At 34.5% G+C, this 19,668-nt stretch carries 10 protein-coding genes and 3 tRNA genes; 6 read left to right on the plus strand and 7 right to left on the minus strand.

The window, feature by feature from the left end; all coding sequences use genetic code 11:
* Positions 1-170: 170 nt before the first annotated feature.
* From IPJ91_01815 to IPJ91_01825, 3 genes are read left to right on the plus strand one after another with little or no spacing between them, the layout of a single operon-like run.
* Positions 171-3,158 carry a class I tRNA ligase family protein gene (locus IPJ91_01815; GenBank protein QQR93875.1) on the plus strand — a complete coding sequence of 996 codons (2,988 nt, stop codon included), beginning with the start codon at positions 171-173 and terminating at the stop codon, positions 3,156-3,158.
* 9 nt (positions 3,159-3,167) lie between these two features.
* Positions 3,168-3,680, plus strand: coding sequence for a hypothetical protein (locus IPJ91_01820; GenBank protein QQR93876.1), 513 nt, complete (start codon positions 3,168-3,170; stop codon positions 3,678-3,680).
* Positions 3,681-3,703: 23 nt separating this feature from the next.
* On the plus strand, positions 3,704-5,095 hold the full coding sequence (locus tag IPJ91_01825; protein QQR93877.1) for an insulinase family protein: 1,392 nt from the start codon (positions 3,704-3,706) through the stop codon (positions 5,093-5,095).
* Between the two features lie 2 nt (positions 5,096-5,097).
* On the opposite strand, the gene IPJ91_01830 is transcribed toward IPJ91_01825, so the two are convergent.
* The 7 genes from IPJ91_01830 to IPJ91_01860 all read right to left on the minus strand — a co-directional run bounded on the left by IPJ91_01830 (position 5,098) and on the right by IPJ91_01860 (position 9,427).
* Positions 5,098-5,367: a hypothetical protein gene (locus tag IPJ91_01830; protein QQR93878.1), complete on the minus strand. Its 270-nt coding sequence runs from the start codon at positions 5,365-5,367 to the stop codon at positions 5,098-5,100.
* A gap of 97 nt (positions 5,368-5,464) precedes the next feature.
* On the minus strand, positions 5,465-7,126 hold the full coding sequence (locus IPJ91_01835) for a chitobiase/beta-hexosaminidase C-terminal domain-containing protein (GenBank protein QQR93879.1): 1,662 nt from the start codon (positions 7,124-7,126) through the stop codon (positions 5,465-5,467).
* Positions 7,107-8,372: a hypothetical protein gene (locus tag IPJ91_01840; GenBank protein ID QQR93880.1), complete on the minus strand. Its 1,266-nt coding sequence runs from the start codon at positions 8,370-8,372 to the stop codon at positions 7,107-7,109. Before IPJ91_01840 ends, IPJ91_01835 begins: the two co-directional genes overlap by 20 nt.
* A 387-nt stretch (positions 8,373-8,759) precedes the next feature.
* A tRNA-Gly gene (locus tag IPJ91_01845) sits at positions 8,760-8,833 on the minus strand.
* Entirely contained in the window at positions 8,824-9,258 is a 435-nt protein-coding gene (locus IPJ91_01850) for a hypothetical protein (protein QQR93881.1), read from the minus strand. The genes IPJ91_01845 and IPJ91_01850 overlap by 10 nt, the downstream gene beginning before the upstream one ends.
* Positions 9,259-9,269: 11 nt before the next feature.
* Positions 9,270-9,341 (minus strand) — tRNA-Phe (locus IPJ91_01855).
* 14 nt (positions 9,342-9,355) lie between these two features.
* Positions 9,356-9,427: transfer RNA gene (locus IPJ91_01860), tRNA-Glu, on the minus strand.
* A gap of 79 nt (positions 9,428-9,506) precedes the next feature.
* On the opposite strand from IPJ91_01860, the gene IPJ91_01865 reads away from it, so the two are divergent.
* The 3 genes from IPJ91_01865 to IPJ91_01875 are packed head-to-tail and all read left to right on the plus strand — an operon-like array spanning position 9,507 to position 19,660.
* Positions 9,507-16,880 carry a peptidoglycan DD-metalloendopeptidase family protein gene (locus IPJ91_01865; GenBank protein ID QQR93882.1) on the plus strand — a complete coding sequence of 2,458 codons (7,374 nt, stop codon included), beginning with the start codon at positions 9,507-9,509 and terminating at the stop codon, positions 16,878-16,880.
* Between the two features lie 21 nt (positions 16,881-16,901).
* Positions 16,902-17,894 carry a hypothetical protein gene (locus IPJ91_01870; GenBank protein QQR93190.1) on the plus strand — a complete coding sequence of 331 codons (993 nt, stop codon included), beginning with the start codon at positions 16,902-16,904 and terminating at the stop codon, positions 17,892-17,894.
* Complete coding sequence (locus IPJ91_01875; GenBank protein QQR93191.1) at positions 17,891-19,660, plus strand: penicillin-binding protein 2; 1,770 nt, start codon at positions 17,891-17,893, stop codon at positions 19,658-19,660. The genes IPJ91_01870 and IPJ91_01875 overlap by 4 nt, the downstream gene beginning before the upstream one ends.
* Positions 19,661-19,668: the final 8 nt, after the last annotated feature.

The raw sequence follows: 19,668 nt of genomic DNA on the forward strand, positions 1-19,668 counted from the left end.
CATTCAGTAATAATCTTAAACAGCAAGCTTATTTATAGCGATTTGGCATACTTTGATGTTTTGCAGTTTTAGATAAGTTCTCAAAACTCCCAATTTCTTGCTAATTTGTGCAGTCAATCTGATACAATAAAACAGAAATAGTAACTACTTGTTTTAGTTCATAAGTTCAAATGTCAGACAATAATTCAAATCATCAACCACATCAAAATCCACATGATAAACTGAGCCAAATTTCAGGTTTGACTGGACAATATGATTTCAAAACAAATGAAAAAGAAATCTTGAAATATTGGGAAGAAAATGGACTTTATGAATCGGTAGAAATCACTAAAGGGGAGTTCAATCGTGATGAATATTGGACACTAGTTTGTCCACCTCCGAATGCATATGACAGACCACATATGGGAAATTTGTCCGGTTACACTTACATGGATATGATGGCAAGATATCAACGAATGCGAGGTAAGAAAGTTATCATGTTACCTGGGAAAGATCATGCAGGACTTGAAGGTGAAGCAGTTTTCATCCGAGATCAACTAACTCCACAAGGAAAGAAAAAATCTGATTTCACACGAGATGAATTTTTTGATTTACTTTACAAACAACAACAAGAATTTATCAAGTCTATTCAACAAGATGAAAAGTTAACTGGACTTTCTGCTGACTTTAGTAAAGATTTGTATACTCTTGATCCAAAAGTTGTAGATAAAGTTTTGCAAACTTTTGTAGATGCATATAAACAAGGGTTGATTTACAAAGGAACTAGAATTGTGAATTGGGATCCAGCTGCGCAAAGTGCAGTTTCGGATAGCCAATGTGAAAGGGAAGAAAGGGATGGGAAGTTGTATTATATTAAGTATGAGCTGGCAAAAGAAAATCAGTTTATCATTATTGCCACAACACGCCCCGAAACGATATTTGCAGATACTGCAGTTGCTGTTCACCCTGATGATCCTAGATATAAACACTTAGTTAGTAGAAAAGTTAAGTTGCCAGGTTTAGATCGTGAAGTTCCAATTATTACCTCAAAAAGAGTTGAAATGGATTTTGGAACAGGATGTTTGAAAATTACTCCAGCTCATGCTCAAGATGATTATATAATTATGGAAGAATGGAACAAAGAGAATCCTGAGAACAAAATTGGCTACATCAATTGTATAGACAAATTGGCACAATTAATAGGTCCAGTTCCAGAAAAGTATTTAGGTAAAAAAGCAAAAGTTGTGAAGGATGAATTTGCAACAGAACTTACTGAGCTTGGATTACTTACGAAAACTGAAGATATCAAACAAAATATTTTGAAATCAGAAAGAACAGGAGCAGTAATTGAGCAAATTATCTCAAGTCAATGGTTTATAAAAGTTGATAATTTGAAAGAAGAATTGAAAGAGCTAATCGAACCTTCAGTCTCGGTTTCCGAGACAGCTCCCTTTTCAAAGGAGCCAAAGTTACGATTACATCCGCATGATGCACAAAATAGACTGTTTGCATGGATTGATAACCTGAAGGATTGGGCAATATCAAGGTCACTTTGGTGGGGTTATAGACTTCCTGTTTGGTATAAAGGTGAGAAAGTTGAAACTATTGATAGTGATGGACAAGTACAATTGAAGTTGAAAGTAAAGGATGATTTAGTTGATCTTGACTTTGCAAACAGAGATTTGGTTAGAGTGCAGATAGAAAACCCTAATTTAGAAAATCCTTCCTTTCAGGAAGGTGCCAGCGCCGAAGGCGATGGCGGAAGGTTAGAATACAAGAACCTTCAGTCACAAGGTGACAGTTTCCTAGGAGGAAGCATTAAAAAGTCTAGAAAAATCTTCAATCCTGAGAATTTTCCATTAGATCGTTCATCCGGACTTCCGTACAATCCTAAATTAACCGACTTAGCATCGGGCAATAGAAAACAGATGAATAAACCAGAAGCTGGAATTTGGACTTTGCTTAAAGCTGATAAATATGGTGTAGATTTTCATAGACAAAAAATTATTGGCAACTATATCGTTGATTTCTTTTGTAATGAATTAGATTTGGTTATTGAAATTGATGGAAATTTACATGATCAAAAATCAGAATATGATACAAAAAGAGATGATTACTTAGAAAAACAAGGTTTAAAAGTCATTCATATTTGGACAAATGATATTTGGAATAATTTAGAAAACATTGATATATATTTGGACAATATAATAAAAGAAAGACAACAAACCTTCAGTCCCGCTTCGCGTGACAGCTTCCTAAAAGGAAGCATCAAGCAAAATCAAAATATTAATGATATAGATTCCTCAAGTCAAGCTTGGATTCAAGACGAGGAAGTCCTAGATACTTGGTTTAGTTCAGGTCAATGGCCATACTTGCAACTCTCAACTTGGGATATGATGGAACTTTACCCAATCGATTGCCTGATGTCAGCTGGAGATTTACTTATAAAGTGGGATTTGATAATGATGATCATGAGTTTGATCAAAGGTCTTGGAACTCCATTCAAAAACTTATATTTAACTGGTCTTCTACTTGGTAAAGATGGAAATAAAATGAGCAAGTCCAAAAAGAACGGAATTCCAATTGAATCAGTTGTAGAAAATTATGGAATTGATAGTTTTAGGATGAATTGTATTTTCAAGGTTGCACCATTTTCAAATTATCAAATAACAGAACAAACTCTGAAAAGTTTCAGAAACTTTAACAACAAAATTTGGAATGCTGCCAAGTTTGTAAATGAATATTGCAAAGTTAATACTGGAGAAGAAACTATAGAATTGAACAATGCAGAAGATATTGAGCTGAAAAACAAGCTTGAAGAATTGAAAAAGCATTATATAGATATGATGGACAATTATAAATTCTGGATAATTTCTGAAGAACTATATTTGAGTTTTTGGAATGAATTTTGTGATAAGTATATAGAAGCGGTGAAAAAGAGAGTAGGTGAATTCGGTAAAGATGATACAAACCTTCTGCCTTCGGCATCTCCCTTATCAATGGAGACTAAAAAGCAATATATCCGATTTACAACTCAAGATGCAAATGAAGCTAGGTCAAATATAAACTTGATATTCAAAGAATACTTGAAAATGCTACATCCCTTTGTTCCATTTGTAACTGAAAGAATTTGGAAAGAAATTGGGGAGAAAGAGATTCTAGTTAGAAGTAGGATTTAAATTACTAACATGAACATAATCTACAAAAAAACTAGAAATAAGGCAATGTTATTCTCTACATTATTCTTTTTCGTATTTATACCAATAGTTGTAAGTATATCTTTGATCTCAAAATACGCTTTGTCATCTTCTCAAGGAATTGTCCCAGTCTTGATATTATTTATAATTTTCTCAATATTTGTAATTTTAATTTTGAAAAACAATAATGATTTAACTATCACGCAAGATGGTGTGATTCACCTCAAAAACTATAGTATTAGTCTAGAAAGTGTCAAGAATATTCATCCAATTCAAGAATACTCTCACAAAGCTACATTTAATTTCAAAAAAAGAAAGTTTAAAGCTGGTCCCATTGCATGGCAGGAGAGAAGAAATATATTTGGAAACGAATTTGGTTTTCCAGTATATATCAATTTGCACGATGAAACCCACATTAGCCTTGGATACATGACGGAAGAAGAAATTAACGAACTGAATACTATCATTTCCAAACATTTTCAAAGGGAAATGATTTATTTGTAAGAAAAAACATATATCTATTTTAAATGAAATCGAAACTCCAAACAACAATCAAAAAGACAAACCAACAGAATTGGAAAGATTTGTACCAGTTTTACAAGCAAATATCCTCATATCAAGACATTTCAAATATTAGCAAGTATTGCGAAAAACATGATTTGTACTTTCGTAAATTAGACAATGGGATAAAGTTTTTTGCAACGCTATCAAGCTCTTCAGATATAAAGACAGCTACTACAAAGGTTATATACGAAACTGGCAGCTTGAGAGATCCTATAGGCAAGGAGGGTTTGCACCATCTTTACGAACATCTAAGTCTTTCTATGGATCTTGAGAAATTTGCTTCAGGACATGCACAAAATATAAACGCCTATACTTCCCTAAGCGAATTATGTACTTTGAATATGACAGGGATTTGGAATTCTGAGTATCCGACTTTTGGTCATTTGGAAACTTTCAAATACTTTGTGAAAAATATTTTTGATGACAATCATATTGACGAGAAGTTTTTTGCCGAACAAATTGCTGTAATAAATGGAGAAATAAGCGAATCTGAGGTAAATGTTAGCAGGATACTTGCAAGACACCTAAACAAAGAAATCTTTGGCAAAGATTCAAATAGATGCTTAGAGGTACTTGGAACTAGAAAATCTCTTTTAGCTATATCTTATGACGATGTAAAAAACTTCACAAAAAGCTATCTTGGAACTACCAATATGGTTGTGCTACTTTATGTGACTGGATCTGATGCAGATTTTGACAAAATATCTAAAGAATATTTGAAAGAACTATCCAAAATCCCAAAAGTATCACAAGGAGACTATACGAAAGACTTGGTTTTAGATTCAGTGAAAAGCCTGAAAAATCTAAGTAGGAGGAAAAGTGTGGAAGTACCTTCCTTCAAAAAAGGTTTAACTGATGTGAATCTACTATATCCAATGAACATCACTGCATTTACCAAAGAGGCTATTGCATTTGGGATAGTTGCAAAAGTTATTTCAAATGTATTTTTTGCCAAATTTAGAAAGTATGGGTTAAAAAGTTACTCGCAAAGTGCAAATTCATCTCTTTTTGACTATAAATATAGAACATTATGGCTAAGTTGCACAATTGAAGATGAAGATCTTTCTCTAGCTGAAGAGACTTTGATGAAAACTCTAGATGATATCTTGCTTGATCAACTATATATAGAGCAAGCTATAAATTTGCAATACACCAACGAACTTGCTTTTCCAATTAGCAAATTTGATAACTTATATGATCTTTATTATGATATTTCTGTTTTTGGTGATATATATATGGATATTGAAAAATATAAAGATTTTAGGCGACATCTGAAATATGCAGATTTTGAGAATGTAATCAGTATGATAAAAAAGACGAACCCATATTCAATTCATATTCATCAAAAAATGTGAAATTAGTTTCTGATTCGAATGCTCAACACAAGAACCACAGCACAAGCTAAAAAATTCACAAACGATACAATCTGAAAGGCCTTATCAGGCAAAACAATGTAACTATAAAGCAATGTAATCCCTGTTGCGAATGTCCAAAGTATGTAAGAAGGTATATTTGCGCTAGGCTTTCCTTGTATCAGATCTTTGATACTTGGGAAGTATCCTATCAAGCTAATGATACTGACTGAAGCATAAAGAAAAGTCAAGACACTTTGTAAAATTTCATTCATTTATATAATTATAATTCATAAAACATTTTTATGCTATTAAACTTAACGGATATTCCCTCTAAAATTGCAACATCCGTAATTATTACATAAGGTCAAATTATTGTTGTCTTAATCTAACATATCCACTACAACCTAACGTATTTGATGATGTCATAGGTCTCTCCATATCCAATCCGCATCCATATGTCGATGTCCAGCTACCTTTTGCATAAACTAATTCAGATGGCAACATCGTCTCAGTTCCATTTAAAACTATCTTCTCTATTATCATGTCTCTATCTTCTATATTTGCAAGATAAAAGTCATTAGTAAAATGTATAGTTAATTTTGATGGATCAGCATTTGGTACATCAATACTGTATATATATCCACCACTAGGAGATCTTTCATCTAAACACTTTCTGCCTATCTCATCATCGTTGTATTTAACCACCATATTTGGATATCCATTTTGACATATTGAAGTTGATGTTATATCTTGCAATGCCCTTGTACCTTTTGCATATATTACTAAGCTTGATGTTGGTTGTTGATTTGACTTTGTATATGTTTGTGTTACAACATTACTATTATCCATTCCTTCTTTATAAGCGATTGCTTTCAAAGTTGTTGTCGTTGAAATACTAATCGGTTCGGAATAAAGTATCCCTCTTGTAGTTGTCGGATCAGACTCATCAGTTGTATATCTAATTAAGGCTCCACTTGTCGGTGTGCTTAAATATACAATTAATGTATCCGTAAGCTCAAACTGTGTAGATAAACTGGAAAAGATCGGTGCTTCTACTTGGTGAATTGGTTGTATAACTGACACAATCACATTTTCAGTTGTCGTTAAAATAGAATCACTTACACTTAATTTCAAAGTATATACTCCTGGGCTACTAAATGTGGCTCTAGTAGTCAATGAATTAGCATCTGCAAATGTTACCACCCCATTTCCTGATATTTTACTCCAAGTTGAAGTCAAACTTTGTGTACCATTTGGTAATCCATCATCTATCGCTGTCCCTAACAAGTTTACACTTGATGGTAATGTAATGACCTGATCTACTCCTGCATTAATAATCGGAGCTTTATTTGTTTTTGAATTTTGATCATTAAGATCACAATTGTCATCATTGACATCATCTCTATTTCTACATTTACCTACTGAACAAACATATGAATTTGGATAACCACTTACTATGCTTGTACCACTGCCGTATAAAGTCGGTACAGCCTCTAAGCAATCATTATTACTTATACATAGCGTATTACATCTATTATCAAAAGTCGTACTTTTAGGATCGGTCTTAATTAAATTATTATACATTACTATACTATCCCGATTTCCAATCCCTGCTACCGGCTGAGCTTGCACCAATATATCTACCTTATTCGGAGCAGCTTCTGGTGTATAGACTAGTGGTCCAAAATTATCAATCATATTATTATAGACGCTCACATATTCGTTTTTTTGATTCAGTGTTGTATAATTTACTAAACCTGAATTATTATCAGAGATTGGCCAAAATGATGCTACAAAATATATCCCTAAACCACAGCTCTTTAGACTATTGTCATATATTTTAATATCTCTAGCATTATTGTTTTCACCCTTTAAGCCAAACAGTGTTATACATCCTCCTGTTAAACTGTTATTTCCAAACCACGAGTTTGGATAAACTATCCCACTATCTTTTATCGTGTTGTTATGGACATCTACAGCATACAGTGGTGCATGTGGAGTTGATGATAATTCAACCCCCCCCCTTAACACCTTTTATAGTATTATCTGCTATAGATATATTCCTTATTGTTGCTTTCTCAATGTCTCCATTACAATCCGTTGCAGGTTGGTTTATTATTGAAATACCCTCGATAGTTGAACCATCAGCTATAGTTCCTGTTCCAATTATTGTATTTCCTACAATTGTAATGTCTTTTGGTCCTCCATGACATGGTGGATCTACATTTAAAACATGACTAGATACAAAAATTGCTCTATCTTGAATATTCTCCAAGATATTTTTTGTTATGTCAATCTTATTTGATTGACCAACAATAGATATCCCGGTCTGACCGTCAACCTTTCCATTGGAAATGAAGATATTATTTGAAATGCTTGATCTATCACTAGTCCCATCCCTATTGGTGAAATTTGAAGATAGGGATACGCTTCCCCGATGATGATGAAACACACATTCCGGACATGGATCTGTATTATCAAAAGTGTTATTGCTCAAATTGACTCTTTTTATATTAGATGTTGCTAAAGCAACATCATATGATTTAAACACAGAATTAGTCACTTCTACATAATCAGCGCTTATTGACGGTGGATAATCTGGATGCTCTCTGATTTGCAAACAAATGTTTGATTTCAAGTAATAATTTGCAACATCTCTATATGTTCCACTACAATGAATATTATCAACATATATATTACCAGCCGTATTCACAATTGCAATTAATGCTCTAGTATATTTGTTTTTACTATTACCTTCAAATATTATATTTTTCAATTTCAGGTTTCTACCTCCTTGTGCCAAGAATAAATAGCCCTTATCGACATTTTGATCTTTATCAATAAAAGTAGGTCTTTCTATATAACTACTTCCCTCTATGACTAAATTATCATAAATACCTAGTAATGTTATTGCATTATCTTCTTGCGGGTTATTTTGATTTTTGAAAAAGTAGAACCTTGCTGCAGGAATCTTAATAATTATCTCATCCACTGGATTTATCTTAGCAGCATTTGCCTGATGAATTATTCGATTAAAGAATACTGCAGAATTTGCATTTTCATTATTAGCATAGTTAGAATAATTAGGACACATTGAGACATCTATATTCAAGGAATTTTCTTCGCAATTATAAACTAGTTGATCTGCCTTCACTTTTTCATTATCTAATCTATTGCGTAGGCTTAAAACTGCAGCTATAACAGCAATAGTGAGAATTGGTATTAATAACAAAACCAATAAAAAAATTAATTGTTTGTTTCTAAATTTATTATTCATGTTTCTATAATATTTACTTATCGACTTTAAATCAAAATACATACATAATTATTCTAAATTGTATGTATATTCAAAGAATATATCAACAAGAAAATCGGCGTTGAACTAACTTATTTCAAAGTATAGAGATATAGTATAACCTTGATTTTGTAAAATAGATACTAAGAACAATTTATTTAGTTATAACTTGATGAACTTATCAACAAATTGATGAATTTCTATGTTTTGTGAAAAATTTGAATAGTAAAAATCGGAACAGAAGTGAAGCCACATGCACATATAAACACTAAAGTCTAATACACAGATTTATAGTAAGTAATTTGAGTAATTATTCAAGAAAGGTTTGAGGAATTGTGTATTTTATCTGCAACATTCAGATAAACTTGAAGCGAAGGACGGGGATCGAACCCGCAACCCCCAGTTTGGAAAACTGGTGCTCTAACCAATTGAGCTACCCTCGCAAATTTAATTTTTCACACCTATAGTCAAAATATCGATCTGTTAGAAATTCAATAAACTGTGCACGTCCAATGAAAACTCTCACTTGTTTGATTCCTTTAGTCTTATCGCCTTTATACTGAAATAATATATAAAAATTTTTTATAGCTTGTTCTTGTCCATCTACAACGAATATTTCCTTAACAATACCTTTGTAAGTTATGTTTTCACTTTTAATAAGTCTCTCAATAAATTTCTTCGTTAGACCATACTTGGAACTATTCTTATACAAAAACTCTAAACCCATAATTCTAAACCTTGCTTTGTTCTTACCTATATAAGCTTCTATTGATGCATATAGTTCGTAAGATGTCGGAATTCGATTGGGGTCAACTGTTATATCGCCTAGTTCATTTCTACCACCTCCAGCAAGAATTTCATTTGCCACATAATAAAGAATGCCGAAGGTGGGACTTGAACCCACGACGCCCGCCTCTTCAGGGCGGCGCTCTACCACTGAGCTACCACGGCTAAGTAAATATAAATAGCTCCACGGAGAATCGAACTCCGATTTCCGGGATGAAAACCCGATGTCCTAACCGTTAGACGATGAAGCCATACACTATTTTGACTTACTAATTTTATATTTTTTGTATTCAAATGTCAAATTGAAAATGATAAAATCTAGTGAATTTCATGGATACAATCACACAAACAACGAGCAAAACCACATTTTCAAACGAAAGTATAGGTTACGCACTCAAAGATATAAAGTGGAAACTTAAGGAAGAAGAAAAGGCACGAACAGCTAAAAAAGCTGAGCTTGTGGGAAATATAGAAAAACTAAGCAAATTTCTTGAGGGCTTGAGAACTCATGATGAGTTTAGTGACCAGATTGATAAATGGCAAGAGCAATTACAGAAATACGAAGTAGCATCTACAGCTTATTTAACTAAAAAAATAGAGGATCCTGAAAATTTAACAGGAAAAATACCTCAAAATCCATGGCAAACCATTAGTAATGAGATATTTCAAATTAGAAGCAAGTCGCTTGGCTTAGGTTATGAAGAACTACAATTTGACCCCGTTATACAAAGCGTGGCTCAAATTACAAGCGATCTTTCGTCTTCGTCCAAAAACTTGATAGATGCTATAAATTCGGCCCCTACTTCAAATGCAGTAAAAAGCTTGCAAAATACACAGGGATCTTATGCTGCAAAAAGAAAAATAAAAACTTCCCAACAAAATCAAGTAACTGAACTCAAATCATTTCGCAATGACATTTTAGAAAAATATAATAAATTGAAAGATATTGAGTTGGAGTACGAAAAGGGAAAAATCTCTGAAGGCGAATACACAAATGCAGTTCGAGAAATTGTTACCACGGTTAATGATTTACTTGATCAGCAAGGAGCAGGCACCTTGACTAAGTTTCGTGGCAAAAGTTTTGGAGAAAATACTTCCCTCACCAAGATGAAGGACTTCCTAAATGAATTAGCAGTGCAGGCAGCTTCAGCACTTGAATTAGCAAGTAATGAAATTCTGGCAGAAAATATAGTGAAACAAGTTGAGAATCTGCGATTAGGGATCAGATCAATCGAGAAAAAAATGTTTTTGCTTCCCGTAGATACACCAGATTCTGAGCTGAAATTGTACAAAGAAAGCATTAAGGCATTACTAGCACAATCAACTGGAATTATCCCACCAGATATAATTGATACAAAGGTTGATTCTCTGACGCAACAAGAACTCAACGAATTTCTATTATCACTAGATAAAACTATAAATATACTTGGTTCTCAAGAAATCCTCAATGTAACGGTTTCAAAAGGATTGTTTGAACAACAAGCAAAGATCGATGATTTGATGAAGCAAACTGAGGCTAGTAGAATTGCCTTAGCAAAGGAAATAAACCTAATACTAGGAGATGGTCCCAAAAAAGATGGCTATGCACGAGATTTAGTTAAGGAACTTGACAAACAAAGAGCAAAGAAACTGCAAAAGTTAGAAAAAGCGAAAGCAAAAGCTATCCAAAATGAAGAGGAAAATGCTGAAAGATTTCAACAAGAAATTGAGGAAAGATACGCTAAGTTAATCTCAACGACCACAGATCCCAAAGAAAGACAAAAATTAAGTCAACAACTAAAGAAAACTAAAGAGAAATTAAATAGCGATGTTGCGAATGCGAAAGTAGATATTGAAAATCATTATAATGAAGAGAGAAAGATTGTTGCAGAAAACAAAAGAGCTATTGAAATTCTAGTAGCGAGAAACATAGACTATGCAAGTTTGCCTCCAATGGAATTACTGGCAATTACTTGGCTTATCGAAGAAGAAATAAACTTTGGAGCAAATAGTGAAATTTTGAAATCAGCTCAAAATTTGGCAAAGTATTATACAGTAACTAGGCAAGCAGATAGACAATTCAATGACCTTCAAGGACGACTCGGCATAAGGGATGTACATAAATTAGGAAATATACCCCCATGGGTCAATTTGACAAGAAGGGAAGTCGTTGATGATCAAATCAAAACATTCAGAGATTGGGAATTTTCAAATGGACATGACAAAGCAGAGAGAGTAGCGCAATTGATTTCACCAACTAGCTTCGACAAAAATTATGCAACTGTTTTAACTATTAGGGAGAATGAAATTGCAAAAATGAAGGATTTGAAAATAATTGATGATGATGGATATTACTCTTTGCAAAGAATTGCAGATCTTAATGAGTTGAAAAAGAAGGATGCAAAATCATTAACTGCAGAGGAACTGGCTACTTTGCAAGTATTTGCAGACATAGAAGACGAATTGACAGCAAATGTCATTACAACTGAAGCAAGAGCTAGACTTACACCGTCAGCTAAAGCAAATTTACTTGAAGAACTAGGTAGAAACGATTTGAAATGGTTACTTACTAGAAAAGGCGAACAAGGGTTAGACCCAAATGAAGATATAGCAGAAAGAATGATTCGCGAAATGATCGCGCAAGGTTCAAGAGATGTAGGACTCTATATGGCAAAAGTACAAAGAGAAATCACTGGACCGGATGATTCTGGCAAATATATTGAAGATATAGTTGCACAAACAAAGGAAAGTTTCTTACCTACATACCTAAAGACTCAAGACCTCGCTAGTAGGGCTCATGCAGTTGCCAAGGAAAATGTTGCGTTGCTTATGCAACAAAATTCTTTCAAAAAATCATACCCCGAACTGCAAGCAAATGACTTGGTTCGTGACATTGCAGAAGCATTGGAAGTTTCGTACAGATGCATTTTGGAAAGTGAAATGATAGTTCCATCATCAGTTACACAAATCAAACTTACTGGTGATGGACAGATAGCAACTATGATTGAAAGAATTTTGAAAGAAGGTCAAGGAGCTACTCAACAGATAGAAGATATAGTACATGATGCTTCAAATACACAGAGCATGAGTCCTGATCCTGATGACACTGAATCTCCAACTGCAATCAAAGCCAAAAAAAGTGTTCCTCAAAAACATGCGGAAGTATTGGTACGATCTTTCCATCAAGCTCCAAGTCCTGACATGATGAGACTTGCATTCCCGGAGTACAATAGCTCTATAGTTTCAGGTATTAGATTGGATACTGAAGAAGCAAGGAAGCATTATGCAGAGAAATTCGATGTTAGCAGTAATGTGGAAATGGCAACCACCATTGCTAGCTACACTTCCGCAAATAACTTAACAAATTACCTAGTATCTACTTTCAAAGGTGGAGGTGCTTGGTTAATTTACAAAAAAAACAAACAGGAACAAAAAAAAGCTGAAAAGAAACTTAAGTTTTGGGCAGCAATAAACTCTATCCCGATTTTAGGCAATATCAGTGAGATTCATGATGCTATAACGGAACTTGGGATCATTTTACCACAACAATGGCAATCCGAACTGAGATCTTATGGCTCAAAGATGTACAAGGATGGAAAAGTCAATCCGTTGTTGCCAACATTGCTTTCAGTGAGAAATGGCAGGAATGAACCTATTCTAACGAAATATGCATATACCTTGGGTGTACTATCAGAAAATAGTAACGATCATTTTTCCAAAGTACTTGGTAACTTCCTTGGAACCAGAGATGAAAGAGCCAAATACAAAGGAGGATTTGCAGACATTCCTTTTCTTACAAAGAGTGTCGTTTGGATCAAGCCAAAAATGCAAATCAAGGATGGAAGTGGAAATTTACTCAAAGATGAATTTGGGAAGCCTTTGAAGTTCAAGAAAGCCTACAAAGAAACTGTTGATGGACCATTGAAGAGATCATGGTCTGTAAATCAAAGATTTACAGATCCTTTGTTACAAAGCCTACGGTTGGTTGACTACAGAGCTGTAAATATTGGAGGAGAAAATGTCATTATGAGGGTCAATGTCCCTATGAATGCTCTCAGCAATGCATATCATAGATCTTTTGATGCAGTACTTACTAGGATCTTCGATCCTGGGACGAATTTACCTTATAGTCAAAACAGCGTTATAGGAACTATCAACAATGGAAGGGTGCAAGTAAACAAAAGGCTGAAACTCGGAGACATTGACAACAAGACAAAAGTTACAAAACTACAAGGGATAATAATTGATACAAAAACAAATAAAAGAAGATCTACTGTAGATATTATTTTTAGAATAGCTATTCATATTGTAAAAGAAGTCATAGTCGAAACGGTGAAAGAAGTTGGTCAATTTGTAGACCATAGGTTTGATAATGTAAAGCAATACAGGAGGTTGAAATCTTACTTCAGAGAAGCCTCAACTTCATCAGTTGAACTTTCAAGATTTGCACTAAATAGATTGAAAACAAGCATGAACCTTTTGCGCGTAACTGCTGGTGGAATTGCAAAGTCTCTACCTGCAGGTGCTGTTGGTAGTGTAGCTGGTGGATATTTAGGAAGCTATCTAAATCCTATCCTTTCACCTATTTTAGGTAACAATGCAGGTACTATAGTTGGAGCAACAATCGGAGGTACATTGTCAGCATCTGCCAAGTTTTCTGAATATATGTTTTCTCCACAGTATAAACTGGGTGGATATAGTAGGTTTCAAAAGGCAGTAATGGAGTTCAATGGTGCAGAATGGAAGATGATAGATGGGAAAATGCAGTTTGTTGGCAAAGATAAGTTATTGAATATATACAGGTCTCTTCCTGATAATTATTTTTCAATACTATCTTCATCAGGCAAAGTCATCAATTCTACAAGTGTAATTCATACAATAAGAGAAGGAATTGATTCAGGGACTATGAGATTGAATGCTCTTGGTGAGATTGAAAGCATTGATAGAGCTACTGGTAAGTGGATACTGCACGAATTTTCCTCAGGTGAATCTTTGAAGTTAGTAACAAATGCTGAAGGCATTCGGTCTCTTGCAAACAGGTCACTCGAATTTGTTGATGGAAAGATTGTATCAAAGGGATTCGTGAATTTGTTTGACAATATGAGTGGTAAATGGGGACTTGTACCTCTAGGTGCTGGACTTGGAGCTGCTGCCGGTACTGGAGTGGCATACTTGATAAACAAGGGTTTTGATGCAGTAGGATTAGGATTTATAAATTTACCTTATGCTCAATTTGCTATTGTAGGAACTATTATTGGCGGTACCGCCCCGATAATTATAAACTGGGGATTGCCAAACATAGCAAATGCATTAAGTCCAGAAAGCTCTTTCGGTAAGTATATGGGTAGGCTTTCTAGGTTCACTCAAGATCCAGCATCTCTATTGATACAAAACAAAGCAAACTCATTTTACCGGTGGCAAAGTGCTTTATCTTCAGCCAAAAGTGGCATGTATGTATGGTCATCTGCGACATTGCTTGCTGAAATATTCAATTGGGGAAATCCCTTAGTCACAGGACTTGTTGTTGGAGCTGGAGCATTCGCTCTTGATTATGGAGTCAGAACATTGGTAGTTCCAAGACTTACTGCATTTCGTGCTATGCTCGCAGAAACTGCGCTTGGTAAATTTGGATCTGCACTTGTACACTTGCCTGTTATGGATTCTATTGGACTAGGTTGGGAATACATTAAGTTTAATGATATGTTTGTCCAACCATATCTAACTAGTGGATTGAATCTAAAAACCTACCTTTTTGGTGGAGATTATACACAAGTTAAATTGTTACATTTACAAGATGGTATAAACATGGGTGGTTTGGTCGATGTGAATGGACAGTTACTTACTTTAGATGAAGCCAGAGCACAAGGAATAAACCTAAATGGTGCACGAGTAGAGTATAGAGAAACTAGATCCTTTCAAGGTATACTCAGGATGCCTTGGGTCAATCTCATATTTCTTGGAAGTGCATGGACTATACTTGGATATCAATATGCCATAGCAAAGAGTTCTTTTGTTTTTTTCAGAACATTGGCAGAGAAGTTTCCAAATTTAAGAAGGTTGCAACCTTTGGTTGGACAACAAGGATCTTCGATTTGGGGACGATTTGTACAAAGTAGAGCTGGACAAATATTTGTAGAAAGTAGACCTGTGACATTTTTCACAAGAATTCCTGCCGGACTATCTTCATGGGGAGCAGAGGCAACTGCAAATATGGGAAATTTCGGAAGATTTGCGCGATTTGCAACTGGAAGTGTTTGGAAATTTATCAAAGGAGTTGTAAATGCTATTAATCCTCTTACTTGGAGCCTTAATAGTCTGACTATGGGTAACCTTACAGGTGGATTCATAGGAGCTGCAATTGGAACGGCTATACTAACTGCATTGGGAGTACCTATGGTGCCTGCAGTCATAATTGGGGCAGCAATTGGTGGCACTATTTTTAGTTATATAGGAGCTGGCATCGCCTTGTCAATAGTTTCAGCAACAGGGCCAATAGGTTTTCTTCTCAGCACATTAATTGTATCTGTTACTACTTCCATAGGTCATGTGCTTGGTGGTTTAGTGGGAAATTTTATAGACAAAACATTTTTTGCTGCAGCTCGGGCTGCACAAGCTTCTATGCATGCATTGACAAGTTTAGTCAGCATATTCTCGCTTGCCAAAGCGATCCTTGATGGAGATTGGAGCAAAACTATCATAAATATCATGCAGATGGCTATGGGAGCAGTTGTAGTTGCTCCTGTAGTTGTTGTTGGAGTAGTGATAATCCCTCAGTTGATAACTCCAACTACCCTTCCTCTTAGCCAATTATTATTACTACCCCCATCTCTATATGTAACAAAAAATGTCAATGTAGGAAGCTATGATCCGTCTGTGCCATCTATAAAATATACTATAACTATCAATCCAACTGATGGCCCAATGCTAGTAAATTTAATTGATGATCCAGCAAGCACTGTTTTGATACATCCTATAAGTGGCAGTGGCTGGGATTTTGCAACTATTGATGCCTTAACAAATAATATAGTTGTAGCCGGACTTCTGAATGAAAGCGTATCTTTAACTTATGAACTGATGCTTGCTGATACTTTAGAAAATTTAAGTGGTATATGTAATAATTTAACTGGGACCACACGAACATTAAACGACCAAAATGCAACTGATCAAAGTGTAGTATCCAGTGTATGTGTAGATAAATATGGCAACCCTATTGCAGATCCTACTCACCCAAATGTGATTCTTGCCGGACTTCCTATGAATCCGTCTTCTGTCACAAATATGGCTTCATGTTTTGGAGGATCAGCTGGACATCATGGGATAGATCTCTCTACTCAAGCTGCTGCAACTGAACCGATTTATGCTGTAGCTGATGGTACTATAGTGTACTCAGGTTCTGCTTATGATCCCAATTATTGTACATTTATGAATGGTCATGTATATTGCGGAGGTTATGGCAGACTTATCAAGCTAAGGTTAAATAGTGGAGAGTATGTTTACTATGGTCATATAAACGAGGAGTATGTCTCAGTCGGTGATACAGTTGCAAAGGGAGACATCCTTGGATTGTCAAACAACCGAGGCACTTCCACTGGATCTCATTTACACTTGGAAGTTAGAGGGTCTGATGATAATGTATCAAACCAACTAGACCCTTGTGAAATTTTCACCACAGATGGTGGACAGAGTATATGTAGTTCATATGCAGGCGGAGATCGTTGCATATAAGTTTCGAAACAACCAAACGTTATGAAAAATAGTTATTCATCACCAAAATATTATATTGCACTTTTAGTCATTCTTGTTGCGATTGCTACGATACTTGGTTTGTACTTGTACATTACTATAAATCCAAATAACAACGGTCAAAAAACTTACGTTGTGACATCAACAACCCAATCATTTTTCAATCAAAAATCAGTAAAAAAAGTTCCAGATAGCTATAAATTTTCTAGTTCAAAGTTAGAAGACACTATAAGTATACCTCTAGATTTGAAAAATATTGAAGTTAGCAAGAAATGCGACATAAATATTTATGATTATTTCAATGACAAATATCACACACCTAAGCAAGCGTTTTCAAATGGTCAATTTATTCGAATTACAAATGAATATGAGTTGAATATGCAAGATGAGTCCAAAATTAAAACTATTTCAATGAAAAATCTGAAAGTGCAAGATAATCTTGCTAATGTAAATAAGGTTAAAGATATTGATATCTATATAAGAGAAATCGAAAAGAAGGCATTTGCAAGATATAAGGAAATATTTGAAATCGAAAATCCGGAATGCGCAAGCAGTTTTTCTGAAACAAACTTTGACTACTCTTTTAGCTTTGGCAAAGGAATAGGGATGGAGATTGGACTAGGCACTAAAGACAATTGGAATATACTAAGTATTACTTTGTATCAAAAGTATGATTCATATAAGTTTCTTGATGAATTTACTGTTCTGGGTTTGTACACATTTGATAGTTATGGTAATTTATACAATGAGTATTATCCATATTTTTCAAAAAATGTTTATGAATTTCAACCTACAACTAACTTTGAATCAAACAATTCTACTTTTGTTTTGAAAGATATAATTCGAGATTCCATTACAGCTTCAGATAACTCAAGTATTCCAAACGAAATGAATATAAGTAGCTATGAATTTATCTACATGATGTCGAATGGCAAAATAAAACCTTTTTTGAAAATTGATGCTGACTACACTAGCTTATTTTACGAATTGAAATGAAGTTAAAACTACTTTTCCTAAAAACTTTTTTCATTGTTTTTACATTCCTGATTTTAGCTTTTCTTTTTCGTTGGCAAATAATTGATCACAATTATTTTTCAAAGTTAGCCGAACAAAGATTTGTAGAATATGTAACTTCAGGAGAAAGAGGAAAAATTATTGCACATGATGGGACAGTCCTTGTATACAATGAAAATGTATGGGATGTATATGTTTATAAACCAGAACTAGAAATTGCTGAAAAGATACAGAAAGTCAAAGTGAATAATGAATCTTTTGAGGTGCAAAAACAAACGAGGAAAGAGTTTGTAGAAAAAGTTGCAGCAATATTGAATGTATTTCCACAAGAGATTGAAGAAAAAATAAATAGTGACGGAAATTACATAAAAATTGCTAGCCAAATAGACTTGAGCACAAAAAATGCTTTGGAGTTTCTACCTGGCAACTCCCAATCTGGTTACTACCTAAAGGGAATCAACTTCGAAGAGACATTTAAGCGAGGATACCCAAATGGCACTTTAGCATCAAATATACTAGGTTACTTAGGCTATAGTGACAAACAATCTTTAGTTGGAACTCATGGGATAGAACAAGCATGGAACGGAGATCTATCACCTCAATCTGGTTATCAAAAAATAGAAATTGACATTGATGGAAATCCAATCATTGCTGGTGAAAGTGAAACATTAAATTATAAAAACGGAAGTGATATCAAACTAAGTATTGACCCCACAATTCAAAGTATTTTGGAGAAGAAGTTGAAAGAAGGTAAGGAAAAGTATCAAGCTGAAAATGCTATAGGTATAATAATGGAGCCAAAAACTGGAGACATAAAAGGCATGGCTGTGTATCCTTCCTATGACCCAGCTAAATACAGTGAAGTAACTGACTTGAAACAGCTGAATAATCTAGCAGTATCAGAATCTTATGAACCAGGTTCAATTGGCAAAGTTTTTACAACTGCCGTAGCTTATGATTTAGGAGTAGCAGATGAAGATACTGTAGTTGTCGAATCACATCCTGGATGTATAAACATAAACGAATGGAAGATTTGTAATGCGTTGAAAGTGCCTGCCAAAAATTTGACAGTGAAAACAACATTGATGACTTCAGATAATATTGGTGCATATGGTATAGCAAAGTTAGTTGGAGAAGAAAACTTGAAAAACTATCTCAGAAAGTTTGGTCTTGCCCAGAGTTTGAATGTAGGATTAGCAGAAGAACAAACAGAATTTTATAATTTTGATAGGAAGTGGCCAGAAGTTGAACTTGCAACATCGTCATTCGGCCAATCTTATACACTCACTGCATTACAAATCGTAGATGCATATGCTGCTATAGCAAATGATGGATTGAGAATGAAACCGAAGATTGTAAGTGAAGTTGTATCCGAAGAAGGTGTGAAGGTAATTGAAAATAAACTTATTGAAACTGTCATAAGTCCAGAAGCTTCACAAAAGACAAATGCTACATTGACCAAAGTATTTGCTGATAACTTGAAAAATACTGCAACCAGAGCTCAATACGATATACTTTCCAAGTATAGCTTAGCTGGCAAATCTGGAACAGCACAAATACCAAAAAAAGATGGGACTGGTTATGAAGACAATGCAGTAAATTCAACCTATATTGGTTATGATACTTCCTCAGAGAAAAGTTTTGTTATGTTGATCAAACTAACTAAGCCGAAAATTGGTAGATTTGCCAATAATAATGTAATGCCACTTTGGTATGATACTTTCATTGAATTGAAAGACCTACTCTAACTCAAAAA

The organism is bacterium (genome assembly GCA_016699595.1).
Taxonomy (GTDB): Bacteria; Patescibacteriota; Dojkabacteria.